The organism is Patescibacteria group bacterium, assembly GCA_041650895.1.
Lineage (GTDB): Bacteria > Patescibacteriota > Patescibacteriia > 2-01-FULL-39-33 > 2-01-FULL-39-33 > CAISTG01.
In genome coordinates this window covers 691,777-713,869 of sequence record JBAZKF010000001.1, presented here as the reverse complement: position 1 = coordinate 713,869, position 22,093 = coordinate 691,777, and the positions used below count along the sequence as shown (strand labels likewise).

Below are 22,093 nucleotides of genomic sequence, written 5' to 3'. Positions count from 1 at the left end.
AAGAAGTTTTCGGCATTTTTTGTTACCAGATTTGATACTCATAAAATAAGTACCTCATATTAGTATTGTTTAGCGGGACTTATGGAGTGATTTTGGAAAAATTGATTAGGTAAGATTTTCACCAGTTTTCAACTAAAATTAGATAAATTTTAATAATTTATAATAATTTTTTAGCTAAATTTAGAGAAAATATAATTAATCTGTGGATAAATATATTGACAAAATAATATCCATATGCTATAATTATATATTCCAAAGTATGGAATATCGGCCTTTCAAAACGTGGCCTTAGAACGCCACTACAAGGAGAACGGACATGGTATATGCAACGATAATTTGTATTGTGGCTGGAGTCGTGATGTTTGGTTACTTGCAGGGGTGGTTCACCCGCACGAAAAACACGCAGGAAACCGAAAAATCGAAATGGCAACCAGAAGTTACTCCGGAAAGCATCCGGGTAACCACTGAAACACTGGGGGAGGAGACTGCTCAAGCCGAACAAAAGGAACAAGAACAGCGGGCGCGAGAGCAACGCGAGCTGGAGGAGTTCCAAGCGACCAAGCGGTTATGCGAGGAGAAGGGTGTCAACCTATTCAACTACATTGCCGCTCAAGACAAGAATTGCCGGCAGCGACTTGTCAAAAACATTTCGGCCGATGACATCAGAGAATACTGGCCGGGGAAGAGCCCCCTGCCGTTATGGGAGGAAGAAAACGAGCTGAAATACGCGTGTCTGGTTTCCGGCAGTAGTTGTAGTAGTTTCCAAGAATTTAGCGAACTGCTTGACTTAGTCGGCAAGATGCGGTTTGACTACAGCGCCAAACGCGCCTACATCGATTCGGCGCCGAATGTTTCCAAGAAGTTTGAGTTGATCCGTTTATTCAACTTGGACTGCAACTATAACGGACTATTGTATCAGTGTGTTGCCGAACTGGATCAAGTAACAACACTTGAAATGGTAGGACAGATCGACAGCGTCATGCAGAAGATTGTCGAAATCTTAGAGAGGACCGATACCAACAGAAACTTCTATTCCAAAAGAGGCGAGAGAGAAGAACGACGAGAATTACTCGGTAAGAAAATTGCCGTTGCGGAGGCGCGAATCATTGAGAACGCTTGTGCCGCAACGGACGATCTAGATCTTCTTGCTTGCTTGGCTAACAGAGCTCGAAATATCACTTATAAATGCCTAAGCGATGCAATTGAAGAGCAATCGCAAACCATAACAAAAATAGTGCTCAAGAAGTTGCTGGGGCTCTGTACTAATCTGGGGGAAGTCGAACGCCTGGTAACTTCAAAAGAATGGCTATCATATAGCCAAGATGAACGAGTAATGATCGACTCTTGGTTTGTTGCGGCCGTCGCTAAATGCGAGTCCCTGGAAGCGATCAATGATTTCCAATCCGCCATGAGTGCGAAACAAATAAAATTGTATGGCGGATTGGTCAATCGCCGCGCCGTCCAACTGCAACTCGCATAAAACACATATCCAGCCATCCGGGTTTTCTCGGATGGCGTTTTTATTTTTTCTAAAATCCCCTCCGTCCCGCCTGTCCGCCGGTAGGTATGTCCGCCCTAACCATAAAACAATATAAAAAGATCTGCAAAAGTCAGGTCTTTTTATATTGTTTTAGTTTATGGTGTGTTTACAAAAAAATTCGAACCGATTTCACCCCCAAAAATTGATGAGCGGGCGAATTTCCTCCCCCAACCCCTCCATCCGCCCGTCCTTTCGGATTGAAAACCACTAAAGAACCTGGAAAAATATCGGCTCGAACTTCATTTTGGAAGCCAAAAAATTTGAATTTCAGGCCAAAACTGGTTGGCGAATTCTGAAACTTCTGCCCGAAAATCGGGCAAATCTCACTATGCGGAGAGGGGGAGATTCGAACTCCCGAGGGGCTATAAACCCCTGCCGCTTTTCGAGAGCGGTACCTTCAACCACTCAGACACCTCTCCAAAATAAATCATTTCTTATACCTGATATTCAACGTTGATACGGCCAGAAGTATCCAAACTAACAGGGATAAATCATTTTTAAAATAAGGCACATCTACTAAGCCGTGAATCAATATTTCCAGAATTACAGCCAGAAAAACCACGCTGGCGATCTTATCAAACGGCCATTCTTGGCTATAGCGCCAAACAATGGAAAAAATATTCTTCAAGTTATCATAAACGAGCTTACCCGTTAGCCACAAAAAAGCGCCGATGCCCAAAATCCCTGTTTCACTCCAAAAATTAAGCAGAATGTTGTGTGGATAAGGAAAAACCTCAAACCAATGGGTATGATAAGGTAAAATGGAAGCCGGATAACCGGCCAAGCCGCCGCCAAAAAGCCAATGATCCTTGATCATCTGCCAGGTTTCACCCCAAATCAACCGGCGGATAAAGCCGGAATAATCCTGCAATGATATTTTCTGCCAAATCAACTCGCGTAAGCCGCTGTTGAGCAAAACAATTATAACGGAAAAGGCCAAAAATATCAAGGCATAGGCGCGGGAACGCCGATTGAATAAAAGCAACAAAAAACCAACCACCAAAACAGCCAGCATGGCTCCTTCCGATTGCGCCAGAACGATAACACTGAAACCAACGATAATCACTAGCCACTTCAGCCACTGCCGCTGACGGTTGGACAGGTAAAGCAATAATGAATCCTGATTGCGATAAAATAAAAAACCGACAAAAGCAATAATAATCGGCCCAAAAAACAATCCTAAGGCGTTAGGGTAACCATAAGTACCGACCACCCGGTCAACACTGCCACTGGCAGTCAAAAACGCTTGGGGTACTCCCCAGCCAATAAACTTTTGCACATAACAAATCAACCCCATATAAAGCACTGACAAACCCAAGCCCCAGAACGCTCCTTCTATTTGCCGTCGGACAGTAATCAATGAAATCAAAATAAAATAAAATAAAATCGGCTCCAAAAAATAAGCCTTCCAAGCGCCCAAGGCCTTCAATGGCAAAGGTGAAACAAAAACCGCAACCGTAGCGGCAACCAGAACAGCCAAGGCTGGGTAAAATAGAGGGTCAGACTTGATAACTTGCCAATTAAAATTCCTTTTCAGTAAAACAACCACGAATAAAATCAGCACCATCGCTTCCAACCAAGTAAAAGGAATAGTCAGGATTTGAAAACGCACGACATAAGTCGGCAATAAAGCGATAATCAGGTAAGCGGACCAAAGCGGACGATAATACGCCAAAAAGAAAAAAAGAATAGCGGCTAAGCCGAGAAAAAACATTGGGACCATATAATTTTATATTTTTTTTAATTTGATCATATCCATTACCTCGCGCTTGTCATAACCTCTAAGCAAATAAAGAGCGAGAAAATAAATAACTGCGCCGATAATCACTAAAGTCAAAATATTTTGGTTCAACAGCGGATAAAGGCATAAACCCATAACTAACGAAGCTAAGAGGGATTTACCCAAAACCCATAAATTAATCCTAGCCTTGGTTTCCCGACGCAAGACATAAAAAGCAGACAGAGCAATAACTGTTTCTGTCGCCAGAGTAAGAATCGCCGCGGCCCAATAGGAAAAAATAGGAATAAAAATCAAATAAGCCGCTAAAGAAAAGACAGCGTCAAAAAGATAAAACCAAATCATTTTTTTCTGTAAGCCGCAAGCCACAATAGCGTAGCCGGCCAAAGCGCCGAAATAAATCATGGCTGCTCCCACAATCAAAATCCTTAATGGCCCGGCGGCAATAACAAAATCAGCGCCGGCCACAAACTCCATAATTTTCTCTGCCAAAAGCCAAGTGGCCATAACCATAGGTACGGCTAAAATAGCCATAAAATCAAAAGATTTCTGTAGAGTCTTTTCAAATAACACTTTACTGGTCAAATAAAACTCGGTTAAAAGCGGTAAAATCAAACCCAGAAACAAATAAGGAAATTGAATCAGTGTCTCCAACACCTTGTAGGCCGCACCATAAATACCGACTTCCTCGGCCGGGCGAACCAAAGACAAAATAATCGTATCAGCGCGAAAGTAGACCAAGGTCAAAGAAATGGTAACGGCTAACGGCCAAGACACATCCCAGATTTGCCGCCAAACCTTAAAATCAACTTCCAGTTTTAAGATCAGATGTTTGCGCGCCCCGATGACTAAGTATAGAAAATTCACCAGACTGCCCAAAGACACGGCGACGATAACAGCCAAAAGACCCCAATCCAGCATAACAGCCAGCCAAACGCCCAGCAGTAGAATGAATCTGCCCCAGACTTCGGCGATTGCCACTTCAGCCATAGCCATTTGCTTCTGATATAAACCGATCAAAACCGATTGCAAGGAAATAAAGAAAAAAGAAAACGAAGCGACGCCAACACCCAGTTTAATGGCCAATGGGTAGGGCAAAAACCAAACTAAAGCCGATGCCGTACCCAAGAAAACTATGGCTGAAAGCAGACGGACCGTCAGGATATTGGCAAAAATTTTATGCTGATTAACTCCTGGACGGGACAGCATCTGCGCCGTGGCCATCTGCAAGCCGAAATCAATCAAGACGCCGAAAAACTGCAAAAAAGAAATAATGGTGGTGTAATAGCCGAATCCTTCACGACCCAGATAGCGTGTCATCAGGGCGATGGTAATCAAACCCAAAACCGTACCGGCAAATTTGCCGACGATTTGCCAAAAAGTATTCTGAGCGATTTTTGCCGCTAAACCCATAATAATCTATTACGAATTAATAACTGAAAAAATATTATTTGACCCAAAGTTTTTTTGCTTCATTCCAATATTCCGGATAGTTCTTTCCTGTTTTCATATAATACCACCATTCCGCGCCCCATAAATACGCTTCGTCAAAACCGGCACGACGAGTAAAGGCAATATTTTCTTTCAGCTGATTCAGGCTTAATGACAGATTATGATCGGCCAAAGACATCTGGGCCAAATTGATGTTGGGCTTGTGCCAGCTTTCTGCTTGCAACTCCGCCACAATGACCTTTTGAATCGGCGTCAATATTTTTATCAGTTGAACGCGCAACCAATAAAACGCCGGGGGAGTAAACCAACGAAAATAACCGACCTGCGGATTATAGACCACGCGATATAAGGTTGTACCTAAAATCTCTCCTCCAACATGGGAAATAGACCACCAAGTTGATAGCTCACCACTGTCAGTGACCAAAATCGGCTTGGCCGTAAGCTTCTTTACTTGAGCGACTTCTTCTTTCAACAACAACCTGTTGGGCGGTGGACAGATGCCGAAAGTGGACAAAAACGGCTCATTCTCCACTTGGAAATACTTAATCTGCTGATTATCCTTATATCTGTTGACTACCGCTTGAACAAATTTAAGTTGGGCTTCCTCAGCGTCAATCGCTTTTAAATCCTTGAGCCACTCAGGGTCGTGACATTCAGGCCAGCGCGGCAGACGACGGCCCACTGCCAGAACTATTTTCACTTGGCGCTTAGACGCTTCATTGATCTGCCAATCCAAATCCTTAAAATCATAACGGCCGTTAACTGCTTCAATCTGATTCCAATAAGCGGACAAGCGAATGTTATCAACCTGCAAATCATCCAAAATGGCTAAATAAGCCGCTTGCCAATCCAAACCCAGTTCGGTTTGCGCATAGACTGAAGAAAAAGTGACGCCCCATTCCATTCGTGTTCGGGAAAAATCAAAAAAGTAACTGCCGGCTATGGCGCTGACTAAAGCCAAAAAAATCAGAAAAACTATTAGTAAAAACCAATGGCGACGGAAAAAAAATATCATAATGTTTAATAAACTTCTAATTATTTTATAGGGCTAAAACAGCCAAGCCCGCAATAATAAAAGCCGTGGCGATAATTTTCTGCCACATGATTTTACTGGTCATTCTTTCTTTCAGAACGCCGGGCCAAATTTTCTGCACCACTATGACGATAAGCAATAAGAAAGCATATTGTAATCCCTGCAAAGCATTAATGATAGCGGTCGCACCGACAGAAATGGCAATAGCAAAATTAATCAAAATTGAAGCTAAAGCGCCGGAAACTTGCCCGAAAATCAAGAGCCCGCTAGTCTGGCCTTGAGGATGACGCACCACAGCCCAAAAAGCACGGCGATTGCGCGGCCAGGCAAACAAGCATAAAGCGAATATCAATGAACCGACGCGCGTCATAACAAACGGCGTAATGAAACTGCCTTGGGAATTATAGGCATACTTGGCAATAATCAACGATACGGCAAAAAGTATGGCAGAAAAAACAGCAGCGTAATAAGCGGTTTTGTTGGCTTTGCCCTTGCCATAAGAGATTAATACTGTACCGATAATAATAATAATAAAAGCCAACAAGAATTTGCCGGAAACAGACTCGCCGACAAACAACCAGGCCAGGGGTAAAACGATTAAGGGTTGCAAACCGCCCAGAAAGGGAATGATGCGCGAGGCCTCGCCCTTATTCAAAGCAACAAACATTAAATAAATTCCGGCGCCGAATAAAAAACCGGAAATTAACTCCCAAACTAATTGCGAGCCAGTCGGCGGCATCCAATTAAACGGCAAAAGCACTAACGCCAAAACACCCAGAAAACAAATAATAATAGTATAAACGGCTGGATTAGGAATCTTTTTATTAAGTAAGAATTTATCCGTTGCCAAAGCGGCAGCGTTTAAGGCGTAAGAAAGGATAGTAATAGGCAACCAAAGCATAGAAAAAATATAAATTAAATTGCAAATTATTCTTATGGCTTTATAAATTTATTAGCCCTTAACTCATATATCATAACATAATCTGCTGTTTTAAGCCAAACAAAAAACGACTCCCGCCGGCACGACAGATAGCGGGAGCCGAAAGCAAGTTACTATTATGGCTGAAGGATCTGATCTTGCTGACAATTACTATCAATACAGATCCTGACTGACTGGATTTGAGCGAACTGCATCAAAGTATTGGTGATTTGCGCTCTAATAGCGGTAACAGCGCAAGAACCGGCAGCCTTATCAAGTTGGGAATCAAAATTCACTTCCAGCGTGCCATCATCATCAATCTTAACATACTTTAAGCGAGTTCCCAAGGGGATAGCGGAATAATATCCAGCAGCCTTATCCGTGGATGACAACGGCTGTAATAAGCCGATAACCGTATTCACAATATTGGAATCAAACTTATCATCAACCTCCCTTTCCAACGGCTCCACCTTGGAGCAATCATTGGAATTGGGATTGCTGACCGTGTTGCCGTAATAGGCGATAATTTTTATCTTAGGCCAAACCGGCACATCATCGCTAGTAACATTGACTTGGATTTCATCCGGCACTTCTTCAATAATGCTAACTTTGCCATTTTCCAGCGCTGTAGAAACTTTTACCGTTCCGTCTCCGTCAACTGTTTTATCCTGATTCATACTACTGACAATCAACCAAACGACTGCGACAACGATAAGTAAGGCCACCACCGCAGCTATAATGGTTTTCGGTTGCGGCCGATCCGATTTAGGCTCTTCATCTTTCTTGACCTGTTCTGATGGTATTACCACTTCTGTCATTTCCGGGCTGTCCGGCGATTCCGGCTGATTCTCGGTTTCAATTATTGGCGCTCCACTCTCCGCATCTGAAGATACTTCTGTCTCTAATGTTTCGGTTAGTCCTTTTGACTCTTCAGTAATCGCTTCTTCTGCTCCTTCGGCTTCCGCCTTAGCTTCCGGCAAGACCGCTTCCTCCGTTGAAACAATAACATCGGCAACCGGCAAAGCTGATGATCCCTGATTATCCGATTGATTGTCAAGAGGCAGGGCGGATTGGATTTTTTCCTCTTCAGTCATATATTTTTATAAATAATTAGATGATATCAGCTTGGCCAAATTATATAACATTACGGCCAAACCCGCAAGAAAAGAAAAAATCATTAATTTCCTCATATAAATGGCGGGTTCACCGTCAATATTGCGACTCAAATAATAAATCAAGGTGCAAGCGCTCAAAAACAACAGGGAGAACATAACCAAACCAAACAATTGGTTACCCCAAAAAAAGATTACCGCCGCGATGATCAGTAAGACATAAAAGACATAAATTGCCGAGGAGATGATTATTTCCATATAGTTTCAATTTAGGCTAAAAATACTTATCAGTCAAGGGGGAATAAATCAAAAGACAATAAAAACCGCCCCAAGGGCGGTTTTAAATCAAGCAGGTAAGGAGAGTCGAACTCCTGTCACCAGTTTGGAAAACTGGGATAATAACCGTTATATGATACCTGCGATCTGCGGTTATATTAACATAAATCAACTAAACAATCAAGATTGACAAAAACCGATTAAACCTTTACTATTCAAGGACTGAACCTTGACAAACCTTGGGAAGGAGGTAATAGATGAGCCCAAGAAAAAATAAAAAGAAAAAGAAAACTCCCGACGAATTAATAATGGAATGGTTTACTTGTGATAGTAGTCTGCATCCTGAATATTATGGCCAATTCTGTCTCTGCGCCGGCTGTCGACCAGAAAATTATTGCATCCCCATTGATGACGGCGGCGGCTGTGTTATATGCGAAGGGCCGGTTACTGAATGTGGCGGGCCCACTGCCGAAGAAGAGGAAGAAGATGAGATAAACAGGTATGCTTAAAAATTACATAAAATTCTGCAACAATCTAATCACTGTAATAAAATTGTAATAAAGAAAGACTCAAAGGAGAATAAGCCATGCCATTTGAATACGACATTTTCCTAGGTGGTCCGTCGGATCGCCACGCACCAATGCCTTATCGAGCACAAATTAAAGCCGCCTTTCCTGCTTTAAGGATCTATGACTGGGAAGACTACAAAGGCGATGACTACCAAGCGCATAATGATGCTATACTGGCGCAATCACTGATGATGGTTTCGCTGGTGCCGGGATTTCCCATGCCGGGCATTGGTCCGGAACTTGGTTATTTCTATCGTTGCCATGAAGAACGAATTGTAAGGGGTCGCGAAGGATTATTCATTGGTTACGAAGACGGCAAAACTAAGAATGCCGATCTTGCGATTTCTAACCTGAAAATCAAACGAACCATACCAGTTCATTATGTCATTCTGATCTGGCCGGACGAAGTCAACCCTGATTTCACCAAAAAAACCATCGGCCATTATGGCTTGATTATCCCGACAATAGAAGAAGCGATTGCTATAATGAAAAGTAATTTTAAATCTATTGAAGAATTTAATGATTATGAAACTGCCTGCGAAGTAGAGAGATATAGAATAGTCCAAAAATCAGCCAGGGTCTATGAAGAACGCCAGCGAGGTGGATTGCGATTTAGGCGGAATAAATCACCATGGGAAAGAGGTTAGATTAATCCAATAACAAGATAGAAAAACCGCGCTAGCGACATGCGCTTCGGAGACCAAATCTTATGAAAGAACAGCCAGCAAGAGAGCAACACTATAACAAAAATGTTTGGGTCAATCCGACTACTGAATCAGTTAGACGAGAGGAATGTCTTTGTTTGAATTGCGACGATTTGAAATCCGACCAACCGGAAGGTTGCCCGGTGGCTAAGAAATTATACAAACTTTGCAAAGGAGCTGATATTGCTCTGACTGTCACCCGCTGCCCGTTTTTTGCAATATCCGAATCCGCCAAACAAGCGATAGTGGAGGCAAAAAAAGAACATCAAAAACAGTTGGATGCTTCAATCGCCGATCAATTAGGATGTAAACCACCGGTTAGAGACGATCTAGAGAGATCTGAAGAGAGAGCCGAAGATCCTTTACAAGCCGAAGATCCTTACTGGCTGAATCACCACCCTTTCAAAAAAGGCGGCCAATATCCCGGACCAAAAAAAACCGGCTTATAAGGTGATCGGGCCAATAAAAGAATTATGTAAAATTGAAACAAAATCATAACCCCAAACAGCACTTTATCAAGAGCGAATAAATTCGCTCTTTTTTTATTCAACAAAAAACTGTCGAGGTTTTCGACAGTTACGGCGATTTAGCTACACAATACCCGCGGCTGCCTACTTTCCCCACAAGGAGTATCATCGGCGCTGGAGGTCTTAACTGCTGAGTTCGGGATGGGATCAGGTGTATCACCCCCGCTAGAGCCACGGAAATTCTATAGCTAAATCAGTAAAGAAATGTTTATGAATCGTTGCGGCTTGTGCCGCAAAACTCATGGGTGTGACAGCGAATCGCATGTCCCGACAAACCGGAAACCGGTTAGCGGGGTGTTATCCATTCTTGCGATTAAACTAAACCATTAGTATCGCTCGGCTGAACGCATTACTGCGCTTACACCTGCGACCTATCAACCTCCTCGTCTCGAAGGGGTTTAATGAAATCTAATCTTGAAGACAGCTTCACGCTTAGATGCTTTCAGCGTTTATCTTAACCGAACGTAGCTACCCAGCGATGCCCTTGGCAGAACAGCTGGTACACTAGAGGTTCGTCACTTCCGGTCCTCTCGTACTAGGAAGTGGCCTTCTCAAATTTCTGCGCCCATGGTAGATAGGAGACCGAACTGTCTCACGACGTTCTGAACCCAGCTCGCGTGCCGCTTTAATTGGCGAACAGCCAAACCCTTGGGAGCTTCTCCACCCCCAGGATGCGACGAGCCGACATCGAGGTGCCGAACCTGGTCGTCGATATGGACTCTTGGACCAGACTAGCCTGTTATCCCCGGAGTAGCTTTTATCCGATGAGCTTCCACCATCCTACATTGAATGGTCGGATCACTAAATTCTACTTTCGTAACTGCTCGACTTGCAGGTCTCGCAGTAAAGCTGGCTTGTGCTTTTGCGCTATCACTCCGATTTCCATCCGGAGCTAGCCAACCTTTGTAAACGCCTCCGTTACATTTTGGGAGGCAACCGCCCCAGTTAAACTACCCACCATACACTGTCCCTCTCCCGGATTACGGGAGGAAGTTAGAATTATAATATAATAAGGGTGGTATTTCACTGGCGCCCGAAGGCTCCCACCTATTCTAAACATATTAGATCACAATTCAGTGCAAAGTTGTAGTAAAGCTTCACGGGGTCTTTTCGTCTAACCACGGGTAGGAGGCATCTTCACCTCCCTTGCAATTTCGCTGAGTACTTCGCTGAGACAGTTGTCAAGTCGTTATGCCATTCGTGCGGGACGGAACTTACCCGTCAAGGAATTTCGCTCTAAGTTTCCTTTCTTAGGACTCTATCTTCATCCCGATGGGATGCTTAGCGTTTGGTCTCTGGGGATTCTAAAAATCGAGCTGGCGTTCGACGGTTCATTTGTTCAATGATCCTGGCGATTTGTATCTTTCCATTCTCTTTGAGATGCTTTCCTTGTTTTATCAATTTTATTATCTTGATAAACTTTTTGAAATCATCCGCTTTGGCTGTTTGCAACCGGTGAGCGGAGAAAAATGGAATTATAATTTCAGATAAGTCACTGACTGATCTTACACAATAACGATAAAGATTCTCTTGATGATTATCTTTCCGACGGTTGATATAAATCTTACCGCACCGAAAAAATTTTTTAATTTTTTCCAGCGCCTTAAGACTTCTTTCTCCCTGTGTAATCACAAATTCAGGAAAAATCTGCCATCCTGACTTGGTAGTGTGATTCTTGATGATGCTGACTGAAAAACAGCCTTCGCCATCAGTAAAACCAACTATCCAATGCTCGAATTTTAGCCTTTCCTGCTGATTAATCGGCATAAATTAAGTTATTTTCTATGGTATAATTTTACCATAGTTTTGCCGATTTTCCCAGCATATGGCTAAGTATTTTTGGACCATTCTTATATTACTATAAGAAGAGGTAGCGTTAATAGATAACGGTCCCAGTCCTTTTGCATCCGAATGCTTCCGATGCAAAACCTTAGGACCGTTATAGTTACGGCCGGCGTTCATCTGCGCTTCAATTCAAAGCTGCCCCGGTAAACCGGTTGACCTCTCCTCTTAACGTTCAGACACTGGCCAGGCATCAGCCCCTATACATCAGCTTGCGCTTTAGCAGGGACCTAAGTTTTTGGTAAACAGTCGCTTGACATCTTTAGCTGCGCCCCAAATAAATTTGGGGAGGCCTTATCCCTAAGTTACGGCCGATTTTTTGCCGAGTTCCTTAGCGAAGTTTCTCTCATACACCTGAGGCTACTCGCCTCATCCACCTGTGTCGGTTTAAGTACGGTTGCCTTGATCTTAGCCCTAGAAGTTTTTCATGGCACTCGGTTTAATATAATTGAGTCCGCCTTGCGGCTTCCTCTGCTGGCGTATTCGTTGCTTAATGATCGGCGGATTTGCCTACCGATCACAACTACTAACGTCATCGTCATAGCCATAGGACGATATATCTCCCCTGATGCGTCACTCCTTCGGAAAATCAAGCCAGCGCAGGAATATTAACCTGCTCGTCCATCGGCTACGCCTTTCGGCCTCGTCTTAGGACCGGCTAACCCTGGGTCGATTCTCGTTGCCCAGGAAACCTCGGATTTACGGTGTCTAGAATTTTCATCTAGATTCTTGCTACTTATGCCAACATTCTTACTTCCTAGCAGTCCACCGCGCCTCACAGCTACGGCTTCGTTCCGCTAAGAACACTCCTCTACCACTCTATATAAATATAGAATTCGCAATTTCGGTACTATGTTTAGCCCCGATACATTTTCGGCGCAAGAAAACTTGACCAGTGAGCTATTACGCTATCTTTAAAGGATGGCTGCTTCTAAGCCAACCTCCTGGTTGTCGCGGTCTTGATACCACCTTTTACACTTAACATAGATTTAGGGACCTTAATTGGCGATCTGGGCTGTTTCCCTTTTGACTGATGGACCTTAGCGCCCATAGTCTGACTTCCGAAATAAAGATTACCGGTATTCGGAGTTTGATTGAAGACAGTAACCTTGCGGACCTGTCCTCATTCAGTGCTCTACCCCCGGGTCTATTTTCGAAGCTAGCCCTGAAGCTATTTCGAGGAGAACCAGCTATCACGAAGTTCGATTGGAATTTCTCCGCTATCCACAGCTCATCCCCAAGTGTTGCACAGCTTGTGGGTTCGGGCCTTCCCAGACTGTTACATCTGGTTCACCCTGGCCATGGATAGATCACTTCGTTTCGGGTCTTATCCGCGCTACAATTGTTCGGACTATTAATCCTCGCTTTCACTATGCCTTCTCCCCGAAGGGATTAAGCAAGCAACGCAGAATAAACTCGTTGGCTCATTCTTCAATAGGAACGCCGTCATCCAGAATTCGTATTGCTACGACCTTGGACTCCGACTCGTTTGTAAGCAAATGGTTTCAGATACTATTTCATCGCCCTAACCGGGCTGCTTTTCACCTTTCCCTCACGGTACTTGTTCGCTATCGATCATCAAAAGTATTTAGCCTTGCCATATAGTCATGGCGGATTCCTACAAGATTTCACGAGTCCTGTAGTACTCTAGATTATAACGACGGAAGTACGATTCTTTTCGCGTACGGGGCTTTCACCCGCTTTGGCCGGCTGTTCCAAAACCGTTCCGCTAAAAATTTTATTCCGCTCGGATATAAGTGCAATCCGAAAGTTATAATCATCACCCCAAAGCAGCAACGGGCACTCCTTTATGCCGGCGCTACGCCTTCCCCTTGCGGGAAAAGTTTCACACCGTCAACACTGCTAAGGTTTAGGCTGCTCCGCTTTCGCTCGCCACTACTCGCGGAATGCAATCCATAGATCCGTGTTCTGCTTACGCAGAAAACGGAACTAAGGATTCAATTTTTTCTTTTCCTCCAGCTACTGAGATGTTTCACTTCGCTGGGTTTGCGTTTGTAACCTATGAATTCAGTCACAAATGACGCGGGTTTGCCGCGCCGGGTTTCCCCATTCGGATATCTCCGGATCAAAGGTTGCTTGCCACCTCCCCGAAGCTTTTCGCAGGCTGCTACGTCCTTCATCGCCTTTTGATGTCTAGGCATCCACCATTCGCCCTTAATGTTTAATCGCAAGAATCTGGATAACTCTTAAAAAGAGTTTTTCCTTATTTTGTATTTTATTACTAAAATACTAAAAGTATGTACTCATTAATAATTGCAATTCGCTGCCACGCCCATAAATTTTGGCGCGACATTAAATTACCCATTTCTTTACTATACACTATTCAGTTGTCAATGTTCCCAGGTTCAGGATATTTGACATTAACTTCCGCAATTTGAGCGATAAATTCCATTATCGATCGGATTCGGAAGCTAACAAAAAAACCGCTTTCTCCAAGCGGTTCTGGCGGACACTAAAAAGGTTAGTCCGTTTGACTTGGAGAAGAATTATTGGTGATGTTTAATCTCATATTATTGTTCCTTTCCAATATGCCCTCCGGCATTTATGGATTAAAGAGACAAACTAAGCTGAATTTTGGCTCTGCAAAGCCGAATCTTCAGTTATTCAACGGTGTCAGTCAGATGTCTACAATTATATGTTATTTTTTATACAATGTCAAGAGATAAATAAAAAAATAGAAAATATACGGATAAATAAGCACGCGGCAAGACAAAATTAATGAATAATTTGCCTAAATTTAAACAAGTTTTATAACTTTGTCGACAAAAACCAAACAGATCAATCAAAAAATAGCTTCTGTCTCCCAATTCCTTTATTTTCTGACTTATATAATGAAACTGCTGACTTTTCCCCAACTTCTCCACTAACCATTGACTTTTCACCGCTTATATGATATTGTGGTACGAAGATCGGCACATTCAAAACTTAAAAACATTACTGCGCAAACCAAAACAGCCATAAAAGGCAAGGAGAACATCATGGAAATGTTACTTTTAGCAATTAGTTGGACTTTTTCGTTATACTTTGATCATCTGGTACGGCTTGGCACCGAACTGGCATTTTTTGCCATTTTTTCAGCCTTTTTCATCCATTTACTGGTTATTATCGTAAACGGCGCCAAATGCCGATTCCGTCGGAAAGATTATAAAGCTGTTTGGCTACCACCCGATTGGCTAATCGCTTATCATGCTTTTATTTATTACTACATTATTCTTTTCACCTCGGGAGTCAAAGATAATTTCAATGAGACGCTGGACGGCTGGGTAGAATGCGGTAAAAAGAGACTGCTTAATGAGCACCCTCTGGATATCTCACTTAGTGCAATGATTTTTATTACGTTTGTATTAGGAGTATTACTCCCGGCAATGGTCGCGGCTGGCACCTGGCTTCTCTTGTTTTCATTCGGCACATTACTGCTTATGATTGTTTCGATAATCGGCTTACTACTCAAATACACTTGGTGGTTATGGCTGATCGGCGGAGTTGCTTACATTATTTGGCGCGCTATCAAAAGCTATCAGCTTAGGCAAAAGGTTATTGACGAGGAGATTATAGAATTGAAATCAGCGCTGTTCGCTATAGCAACGTCAATTGCAACAACCAACGCCTCCCCAAACCCAAAAAAGCCGACGCGCGCCGGAAGGCCGAGAGCGAAGACGAAAAAGAAAAAAGAAACACCGCCCCCAACAGGAAAGGACGAACAATGAACGCGTTAACTATCTTTTACATCGGCACGTTAGTAGCCGCATTGACGTTTTTTGCTTATTCGGTTCTCCCAACCATAGTCTTGGTCAATGGTATCAAACAACGTCATAACCGCCGACGACCTTTCGAGGTTGACTGGTTACCTCCATGGTGGTGGATGGCCTGCTTTTATGCCATCGACTACATAATAGACTGTTTCCCTTGGATAATTGGTGATATCAGAACCTACCAAACGTACGCTAACGCAAGACCTAAGGAGATAATTAGAGCTATCAATGAGGTAACGAAAGACGAGGTCATTGACGGATTTTTCGCCGTACTTCTCTCTTGTCTGATAATAGCAGTAACCTGCGGCACGGCCGTCAGTCTGGCTTTGGTGACGGCCAGTCTGTTACTGGGCTATCTATGGTGGCTGACTTTTCCGATCATTATTACCTATCTCATTTACCGATTTTTTCATCACAAATGTCAATCAATCCAAGAAAAGAAAAAAAGATATGACGAGAATCTGACAACTATGAACCAGCTGATAGCTATGAGCGAAAGAATGTGTGACTGCGTTAATGATTTGCGCAAACGATTAGAAGAAACAGAGGCTAATACGACTGATCAAACTACCGCTGTTACCAATGTTTGTGCGAAGAATATAGGACCACCGAGACAGAAACGAGCGGATACCCCCAAAAAGACGCTAGATAATAAGCCAAAGAACAAACCAACGCACACCAGAAAACAGCCAACAACGAAAAAGAAAAAAGAAACACCGCCCCCAACAGGAAAGGACGAACAATGAACACTCTGCTCACTCTTTGCCTTTGGCACTCTCTCTACATCGGAATATTGATAGGCTCATTAACGCTCTTTACTTGGTCGACCATACCGGTCATAGTCCTGGTTAATAGCATCAAACAACGACACGACCACTGGTGGAGTTTCAAAGTTCTCTGGTTACCGCCCCAGTGGTGGATGGAATGTCTCCATGCGCATGATTATCTATGGAGTTACCTATGGGAAAAAAACATCACCAAAAAGATTAAGGGGTTCCCTATCCCGACATACCAAGAGTACAGAGAAGAGAATGCTAAAGCCGTTATTAAGTCTATTGAAATGGAGCTTGGCTACGGTGTTATCAGTAGTCTGTTAGGCGCAATTTTTGTCTGTTTAATGGGCGCAATAATCCACGGTATGGTTGCCGGTCTGGCCCTAGGGATGGCCAGCTTATTGCTTATTCTGTTACTTTTCTCGTGGTGGCTGATATTGCCGATCATCGTTGCTTACTTCGTTTCCTTATTCTCCTATCGCAAGTATCGCGAGTACCAGTTGACTCTAAAAAAGCAACGGGAAGACAATGAGAAGCTGCAAACGATGATTAACGAATTACAGAGGGATTATGACGAAATAAGGGATCAGTTACAAAGCTGTCCGGAAGATCAAACCGCTTACGAGCGAACTGATACGGTAAAAAACATTCCGGCCGGCCAGGCTGTTGCTACCGCCAACGGCGCTGCTGCTACCGCCGATCCCGCCCCGGAGCAACCCCCAGAGCAACCCGTTGATAAGCCGGAAGGGGAATCGAAAGACGGCCCGAAGAAAACGAGGATGACGCGGAAGGCGGGACGGAGCAAACCAAAAGGGCCCGACGCCAACGGCTTCGGCTCATAAACAATCAGCACCTTACGCCGACCAGCTTGCCTGGTCGGCTTTTTTATGCCAAAAAATTACTAAAAAGTTAGAGAATAACCACAAAAATTATCTAAATTTAAACAAAAAATGCCTAAATGACTACTTTAATCCGAGACTGTTTCTATTATTATGACAAATTAGTTGACAAATATTATTTTTTTTGCTAAGGTAATCAATCGCTTTATGCCAAAGAATTTGGCGTAAGGGTGCGGACTTTGACAACTTAATAGCTTTAAAAATAAGGAGGAAAAAGTAAATTAGGTAACACCAAGATACACTCAAGTATTATTGGCGATTAAACTGTTAGAAACAACCAAAAGTCGCGCCGCTTAGCGGGCCGGCGACAACAAGGAGCTGTAATCATGACGACAGAACAAACGGGCGGTGGAGTTGACGGATCTAATTTCTTGGATAGTATGCTACAAAATTTGGATACCGCCAGCCAAAAGTTGGAGCAAGAACCGGCATCAATAAATTTGGGCTTTGATATCAACGCCATACTTGGCGATATGCGACAAGGTCTGGAAACAGCCACCAAAAGCCAAGGTCCGACTCTTAGTATAGACATCAAGAGTCGCTTAAAGAAGGCCGACTGGGAGCAAGTTCGCGCCAGTTTGGCCAAAGAAAAAACGGACTTGGCCGGCATGATGGCAAGTCTCAATATCATACTGGAAGGATTGGGAGCCGAGGTAATCCAACTCAAAGAAATGACGCCACAAGAACAGGCGTCCCTGGTACAAGCCGGAAACAGAATTAAAGAGGCTGAACTTGCCTTAGCCAAGGCCAAGGCCAAACGTTTGTTCCGCCAAAGCGCCATCCGCAACGCCCAGACTGACTTAGCGTCGGCCCAACAATTGGAAGCGGCGACCAAAGAACGTATCAATAAGGCAATGCGCGATCGCCTCAGCAACGCAACCATTGAAGATAGTCTGACGGCTTACAAATTGGCTTGCGGTCGGCTTTTGAAAGCCATGCAAGCTCGCGCTCAGTCACAGAAAATGCAACTGGAACAAGACAAGGCGCAGAAACGGGCGGCGTTTGAAACCCACACGCAAGCAAACGAAGCTTGCGAAAGACTTGACCAACAGATTGTCGCGCTCAAAGGTGAGTTGGCCGAGGCCGAACAGACATTGGTAACAATGGATAGGACAGACAAAGGCTTTGCCAAGCAAGACCAGAAAACTTCCGATTTGAAGCAATCACTGAATGCCTTGCAAGGCAAATATAATATTTGTATGGCAATCGCCCAGGAAGCGCAAAACTTTGCGCATCAATTGGACCTTCATGTCCAAACACTTAATGACCTTCTGACCATCAATCTCACCTGGCAAGCCATGATCACCAAACAGGTGGAATACCGCCAGACAACGGTGCGTTCCTGGTTGGAAGCCACTAAATCCCATCAAGATTTGGCGACGGCCGAAGAATTGAACAAAGCCGGCCGGGGAGTTGACGCCAGAAGTATGGCCAGTATGGCGGAAATCCGAGCCGCGGCCCAAAAAGCGTTGGTTAAAGCGCTTCAAGAAATACCGGAGTGGCTCAAACTCTACCACGAAATTATGGCGGCTTCCAATCAACAGGATCGACAATTCAGAAATGACGTAGAGGAACAAATTGAACTGTTTCAAAAAAACTACGGTTTTGATCTGAGAAAAGAATCATTCTTCGGAGGAGATGAGGGTAAATAATACACACAACTACACGCAACGGAGGAGATCCTTAATCTTGGATCTCCTCCTTTTTCTTTCAGTATGGCTAACGGCCATGAAAGGAGTTGTTATGGGAGGACTATCATTTTTCGGCCAAGGATTAAGTACGGTTAATATTACCCCCGCTGATTTAAGACGATCTGCTGACGAGCTCAATAGCTTAGTCGGCGGAGATTTTACTGATGGAGGCAGTATGGATTTTGCCTTACTGGAAGATACTGACAAATACGTCAAGTATTTCGCTCAGCAGCTCCGGGTAATAAAAATTCTGCTATCCTGGTGTCATAAAATCGGCAACAACGCCGATAATCAAACCGGCATCATTATTGATTTTCTAAAACGTTTTTCTTACACCATGGAATGCCTAAGAATGAAATATATCCACAACAACCAGCATCGCCTGCGAGTGGACTTGACCGAGTCCGGCTTTCCTAATTTTATTGAGCTTGATAATCTAAGGATTGACTATCTGCAACGCGATGAACGACTGGCTAGTTTGCCCGGATCGGACCGTCTGAAAAGGACAGCGCTGGAATACATGTTCAATCAACTGACTGAAGCAGAAGATATTCTGGCGATTTTAGGCGAAAGATCTTATTTTTCCATGTTAGCGGAGGACAAATTATTCCTGCCGTTTACGGCTGGAGAATTGACAGCGTTAAAATCAGACAATCCTAAGGCGCGATGTTACAGTTTCGCTTGGGCTTGTTTTGATTTTACCACTAACCGCCCCTACTTATATCTGATGAATTTTGAACATGACAATGATTGCGAACCATTGGAAGAGTACGGGCAAACCTGGAAAGAATTCTTGCACATCATTACCAATGTCGGCTCGCGGGCTCCCCAGCTCGGAATCCTGGCTTTGGATATTGATGATCGTTTGGTTAATATCCATCCTAAAATTATCAGGCGTATCGGTTTAGGGCCGTTATATTCCAAGTTCCTTTGCGATAACCTGTCAGCAAACACTGACAAATGGCAAGAAGCTTGGTGTCGGATTATGACGGAATTCAGCCGGAAAGAAGACGACTTTGTCTTATTGCTGACTGAAGAAGAAGTTATTTCCGAACGGCAAGAAGTCTATGGCCGGCCCTTGCGGCGCAAAGTCCGAGAAGTTTTTAAGATCAACGAACTCTCCATGGAATGCCAGCAACGGCACGTTTCCGCAGTCAGACATTATTGCATTCTGCCTCATTGTTTATTGCAACAAGCCGTCAATGATCACCAACTCTCCGAGTTGGGATTTGCCAGCTTCAAATACATAACCTTTAACGGGGAGGACTTGATTAATGGGAGATAAAAACGGATCCTGCGTGCCGATTACGGCAGAGCAACTCAGATCTTTTGATGCTTTTGCCGACAAATTAATAAAAAACGCCGGTTGGCTGCCAAAGAAGCCGCTAACACCTCCTTCGACCGCTGGCGGATTAAAGTTTAGCGAATCAGCGCCGATGGAGGAAAGAATCAATTGGCTGGAGCTCGTTAAACCATACAATCCCAACAGAACAATTAATTCAGGCAACGTCAACCAACTGCTTAACTCCTTATACACGGGAATCGGCATTGGCTGTTACGTGGTGGAGATGTATGCTAAAAGTTCGGGATTGGCTAAACTGCTTGATGACAATTCGCGCCAACGACTGAATGAAGGGCAAAAAGCGGAGTTTTCCAAAAAACTGGCAACGGCTGCGGCCGTCGCCCAGTTCAGCTTCGCCTCTTTCGTCTTTTGGTCATTGTCGCGTTACAAGGGTGAAAAGTTGGATTCCCTATCCATGGACTTTCCGGGCTATCCGGAAATCTGTCTGACCGACTATCTGCGCGGTTTTAACTGCCTGCTAGTCTATATGGGAAAATTCGTCCAGGAATCAGGAAAAGTCAGGAATGATTTGGATCTGCTCAAAGCCGTCCAAGTGGCGGCTAAAGGAGCACTGGATGAAATCAAACTGCGTCGCGACTCGTTGGAATACACTCAATTCTTTACCGATATAACTTACAAGTTGGCAGGGGAAGATTTTACCATTTCCGGTTTTGAAAACGGACTAAACAACGCGATTAGCGTGGAGTTCAAGCGGGTTGATATCAACACTATTGTCGGCAATCGCGATGCCAAACGCTTTTTTCAACGATTGGCAGTACGCACAGCTTGTTATAAAGTAGCGGAAAGACGCAACGTCATGTTTGATTTAGGAGGTATGCCGACCGCCAGCATAGGGTTTGGCATTCCCGGTACGGGTAAAACCATGATGATTGGCGCCTTTTCCACCATGCTTTATGATCTCTGTCAGTGGTTGGAATTACCTTATGTATTTGATCCTCATCCCCCCAATATCGTTTCTACCTACCAAGGCGGATCCAGAGAACGGGCCGAGGAATGGTGGCAACGTATCTTAAATCCTGACAGGATTTCTTTCGGACCGGCCGATGATGCTGAAGTTAATTATGAAGACAGGACTCGCCAAGGCGTATCTGCCGGTGTCCGTGAGGTTATCGGTGCGGCTCTGACCAATTTGGAAGGAGCTTCGGCTATTTGGCGAGGCAACTCCGTAGTGTTCTTTCTGACTAATATTCCCGACCAACTGGATTCGGCTCTACTGTCGCGTATCGTGACCCGCTTCAAAATTGAAGGAGCCACAACGTGGCAAGATTTCCTGGATCAGGACCACCTATGGTGGAAGCGCATCGCCGAAATCGATCCTGCTTTCATCGCCATGACCGATCCTGACGATTACAAATACTTATTTGCCCAACGTTTAATCGGCAGTATGGCCGAGACCTACGTCGGCTATCAGCAACCCAGGGAACGGACTATTTTGGATATTTTCAACCGAGTGAACAAAGAACATGATATTAATGAACAAAAGTTTTTTGCTAAGCTCTATCAAGAAGTCCAAAGACAATTCCCCAAATTCAGTTCGCGCGACACCCGCAATATTCAACGGGCCGTTGATGATCGGCTATTAGACTTTGACTTACCTGAAGAATGGATGTCCGATCCGGAAATATTTTTCCGTCAACCCTACGACCAACAAAAGATTATGGTATTAGGATTAATGCAACAGAATATGCGAGGCAAATCGTTCGCAGAAATCAGGTTCCAAGAGGCGATGCGCTACCTGGACAATATGGTAGCAATTGTTGACTTGGGTCATCGTCGCGAAGTGGAACGGGCAAGCGAACAAATGATGATTCAACTGGAAGCCAACCAGGCAGTCCAAAACTGGCTGGAATCGCACAAGTAAGACCTCTCCTAACGGAGGGGG

At 44.1% G+C, this 22,093-nt stretch carries 16 protein-coding genes, 2 tRNA genes and 2 rRNA genes; 10 read left to right on the top strand and 10 right to left on the bottom strand.

The genetic code is table 11. The annotated features are described in order from the left end of the window. Positions 1 to 316: 316 nt before the first annotated feature. Positions 317 to 1,480, top strand: a complete 1,164-nt coding sequence (locus WC473_03600; protein MFA5124873.1) for a hypothetical protein — start codon at positions 317 to 319, stop codon at positions 1,478 to 1,480. Between the two features lie 391 nt (positions 1,481 to 1,871). On the opposite strand, the gene WC473_03595 is transcribed toward WC473_03600, so the two are convergent. The 8 genes from WC473_03595 to WC473_03560 form a co-directional block, all read right to left on the bottom strand. Continuing rightward, positions 1,872 to 1,959 (bottom strand) — tRNA-Ser (locus tag WC473_03595). Between the two features lie 8 nt (positions 1,960 to 1,967). Beyond that, positions 1,968 to 3,263 carry an O-antigen ligase family protein gene (locus WC473_03590; GenBank protein MFA5124872.1) on the bottom strand — a complete coding sequence of 432 codons (1,296 nt, stop codon included), beginning with the start codon at positions 3,261 to 3,263 and terminating at the stop codon, positions 1,968 to 1,970. A gap of 6 nt (positions 3,264 to 3,269) precedes the next feature. After that, positions 3,270 to 4,691: a flippase gene (locus tag WC473_03585; GenBank protein MFA5124871.1), complete on the bottom strand. Its 1,422-nt coding sequence runs from the start codon at positions 4,689 to 4,691 to the stop codon at positions 3,270 to 3,272. A 34-nt stretch (positions 4,692 to 4,725) separates the two neighbouring features. Next, positions 4,726 to 5,745 (bottom strand): hypothetical protein, encoded by a 1,020-nt coding sequence (locus tag WC473_03580; protein ID MFA5124870.1) that lies wholly within the window; start codon positions 5,743 to 5,745, stop codon positions 4,726 to 4,728. Between the two features lie 25 nt (positions 5,746 to 5,770). After that, entirely contained in the window at positions 5,771 to 6,664 is an 894-nt protein-coding gene (locus WC473_03575; GenBank protein ID MFA5124869.1) for an EamA family transporter, read from the bottom strand. Between the two features lie 155 nt (positions 6,665 to 6,819). After that, positions 6,820 to 7,776 (bottom strand): GerMN domain-containing protein, encoded by a 957-nt coding sequence (locus WC473_03570; GenBank protein MFA5124868.1) that lies wholly within the window; start codon positions 7,774 to 7,776, stop codon positions 6,820 to 6,822. A gap of 6 nt (positions 7,777 to 7,782) precedes the next feature. Next, positions 7,783 to 8,052 carry a hypothetical protein gene (locus WC473_03565; GenBank protein MFA5124867.1) on the bottom strand — a complete coding sequence of 90 codons (270 nt, stop codon included), beginning with the start codon at positions 8,050 to 8,052 and terminating at the stop codon, positions 7,783 to 7,785. A 90-nt stretch (positions 8,053 to 8,142) separates the two neighbouring features. Then, positions 8,143 to 8,214 (bottom strand) — tRNA-Gly (locus WC473_03560). Between the two features lie 113 nt (positions 8,215 to 8,327). On the opposite strand from WC473_03560, the gene WC473_03555 reads away from it, so the two are divergent. The 3 genes from WC473_03555 to WC473_03545 all read left to right on the top strand — a co-directional run bounded on the left by WC473_03555 (position 8,328) and on the right by WC473_03545 (position 9,792). Next, a complete protein-coding gene (locus WC473_03555) occupies positions 8,328 to 8,579 on the top strand; it encodes a hypothetical protein (GenBank protein ID MFA5124866.1) in 252 nt (83 codons plus the stop codon). 77 nt (positions 8,580 to 8,656) lie between these two features. After that, a complete protein-coding gene (locus WC473_03550; protein MFA5124865.1) occupies positions 8,657 to 9,286 on the top strand; it encodes a hypothetical protein in 630 nt (209 codons plus the stop codon). A gap of 62 nt (positions 9,287 to 9,348) precedes the next feature. Continuing rightward, a complete protein-coding gene (locus WC473_03545) occupies positions 9,349 to 9,792 on the top strand; it encodes a hypothetical protein (protein MFA5124864.1) in 444 nt (147 codons plus the stop codon). A 149-nt stretch (positions 9,793 to 9,941) separates the two neighbouring features. Here WC473_03545 and rrf read toward each other — a convergent pair. Both rrf and WC473_03535 read right to left on the bottom strand, forming a co-directional pair. Next, a 5S ribosomal RNA gene (gene rrf / locus WC473_03540) occupies positions 9,942 to 10,049 on the bottom strand. Between the two features lie 129 nt (positions 10,050 to 10,178). Further along, positions 10,179 to 13,901, bottom strand: a 23S ribosomal RNA gene (locus tag WC473_03535). Positions 13,902 to 14,711: 810 nt separating this feature from the next. Here WC473_03535 and WC473_03530 point away from each other — a divergent pair. From WC473_03530 to WC473_03505, 6 genes are all read left to right on the top strand, one after another. Then, the gene (locus WC473_03530) at positions 14,712 to 15,440 is read left to right on the top strand and encodes a hypothetical protein (GenBank protein MFA5124863.1); all 729 of its coding nucleotides are present in this window, start codon (positions 14,712 to 14,714) and stop codon (positions 15,438 to 15,440) included. Then, the gene (locus WC473_03525; GenBank protein MFA5124862.1) at positions 15,437 to 16,231 is read left to right on the top strand and encodes a hypothetical protein; all 795 of its coding nucleotides are present in this window, start codon (positions 15,437 to 15,439) and stop codon (positions 16,229 to 16,231) included. Before WC473_03530 ends, WC473_03525 begins: the two co-directional genes overlap by 4 nt. After that, entirely contained in the window at positions 16,228 to 17,100 is an 873-nt protein-coding gene (locus WC473_03520; GenBank protein ID MFA5124861.1) for a hypothetical protein, read from the top strand. The genes WC473_03525 and WC473_03520 overlap by 4 nt, the downstream gene beginning before the upstream one ends. 383 nt (positions 17,101 to 17,483) lie before the next feature. Beyond that, entirely contained in the window at positions 17,484 to 18,809 is a 1,326-nt protein-coding gene (locus tag WC473_03515) for a hypothetical protein (GenBank protein ID MFA5124860.1), read from the top strand. A 91-nt stretch (positions 18,810 to 18,900) separates the two neighbouring features. Beyond that, entirely contained in the window at positions 18,901 to 20,133 is a 1,233-nt protein-coding gene (locus tag WC473_03510; GenBank protein ID MFA5124859.1) for a hypothetical protein, read from the top strand. After that, positions 20,123 to 22,072 carry an AAA family ATPase gene (locus WC473_03505; protein ID MFA5124858.1) on the top strand — a complete coding sequence of 650 codons (1,950 nt, stop codon included), beginning with the start codon at positions 20,123 to 20,125 and terminating at the stop codon, positions 22,070 to 22,072. Before WC473_03510 ends, WC473_03505 begins: the two co-directional genes overlap by 11 nt. Positions 22,073 to 22,093: the final 21 nt, after the last annotated feature.

Bases quoted from the DNA above. Each gene is read 5' to 3' on its own strand.
- WC473_03600 (MFA5124873.1), top strand. From the start codon at position 317: ATGGTATATGCAACGATAATTTGTATTGTGGCTGGAGTCGTGATGTTT.
- WC473_03590 (MFA5124872.1), bottom strand. From the start codon at position 3,263: ATGGTCCCAATGTTTTTTCTCGGCTTAGCCGCTATTCTTTTTTTCTTT.
- WC473_03585 (MFA5124871.1), bottom strand. From the start codon at position 4,691: ATGGGTTTAGCGGCAAAAATCGCTCAGAATACTTTTTGGCAAATCGTC.
- WC473_03580 (MFA5124870.1), bottom strand. From the start codon at position 5,745: ATGATATTTTTTTTCCGTCGCCATTGGTTTTTACTAATAGTTTTTCTG.
- WC473_03575 (MFA5124869.1), bottom strand. From the start codon at position 6,664: ATGCTTTGGTTGCCTATTACTATCCTTTCTTACGCCTTAAACGCTGCC.
- WC473_03570 (MFA5124868.1), bottom strand. From the start codon at position 7,776: ATGACTGAAGAGGAAAAAATCCAATCCGCCCTGCCTCTTGACAATCAA.
- WC473_03565 (MFA5124867.1), bottom strand. From the start codon at position 8,052: ATGGAAATAATCATCTCCTCGGCAATTTATGTCTTTTATGTCTTACTG.
- WC473_03555 (MFA5124866.1), top strand. From the start codon at position 8,328: ATGAGCCCAAGAAAAAATAAAAAGAAAAAGAAAACTCCCGACGAATTA.
- WC473_03550 (MFA5124865.1), top strand. From the start codon at position 8,657: ATGCCATTTGAATACGACATTTTCCTAGGTGGTCCGTCGGATCGCCAC.
- WC473_03545 (MFA5124864.1), top strand. From the start codon at position 9,349: ATGAAAGAACAGCCAGCAAGAGAGCAACACTATAACAAAAATGTTTGG.
- WC473_03530 (MFA5124863.1), top strand. From the start codon at position 14,712: ATGGAAATGTTACTTTTAGCAATTAGTTGGACTTTTTCGTTATACTTT.
- WC473_03525 (MFA5124862.1), top strand. From the start codon at position 15,437: ATGAACGCGTTAACTATCTTTTACATCGGCACGTTAGTAGCCGCATTG.
- WC473_03520 (MFA5124861.1), top strand. From the start codon at position 16,228: ATGAACACTCTGCTCACTCTTTGCCTTTGGCACTCTCTCTACATCGGA.
- WC473_03515 (MFA5124860.1), top strand. From the start codon at position 17,484: ATGACGACAGAACAAACGGGCGGTGGAGTTGACGGATCTAATTTCTTG.
- WC473_03510 (MFA5124859.1), top strand. From the start codon at position 18,901: ATGGGAGGACTATCATTTTTCGGCCAAGGATTAAGTACGGTTAATATT.
- WC473_03505 (MFA5124858.1), top strand. From the start codon at position 20,123: ATGGGAGATAAAAACGGATCCTGCGTGCCGATTACGGCAGAGCAACTC.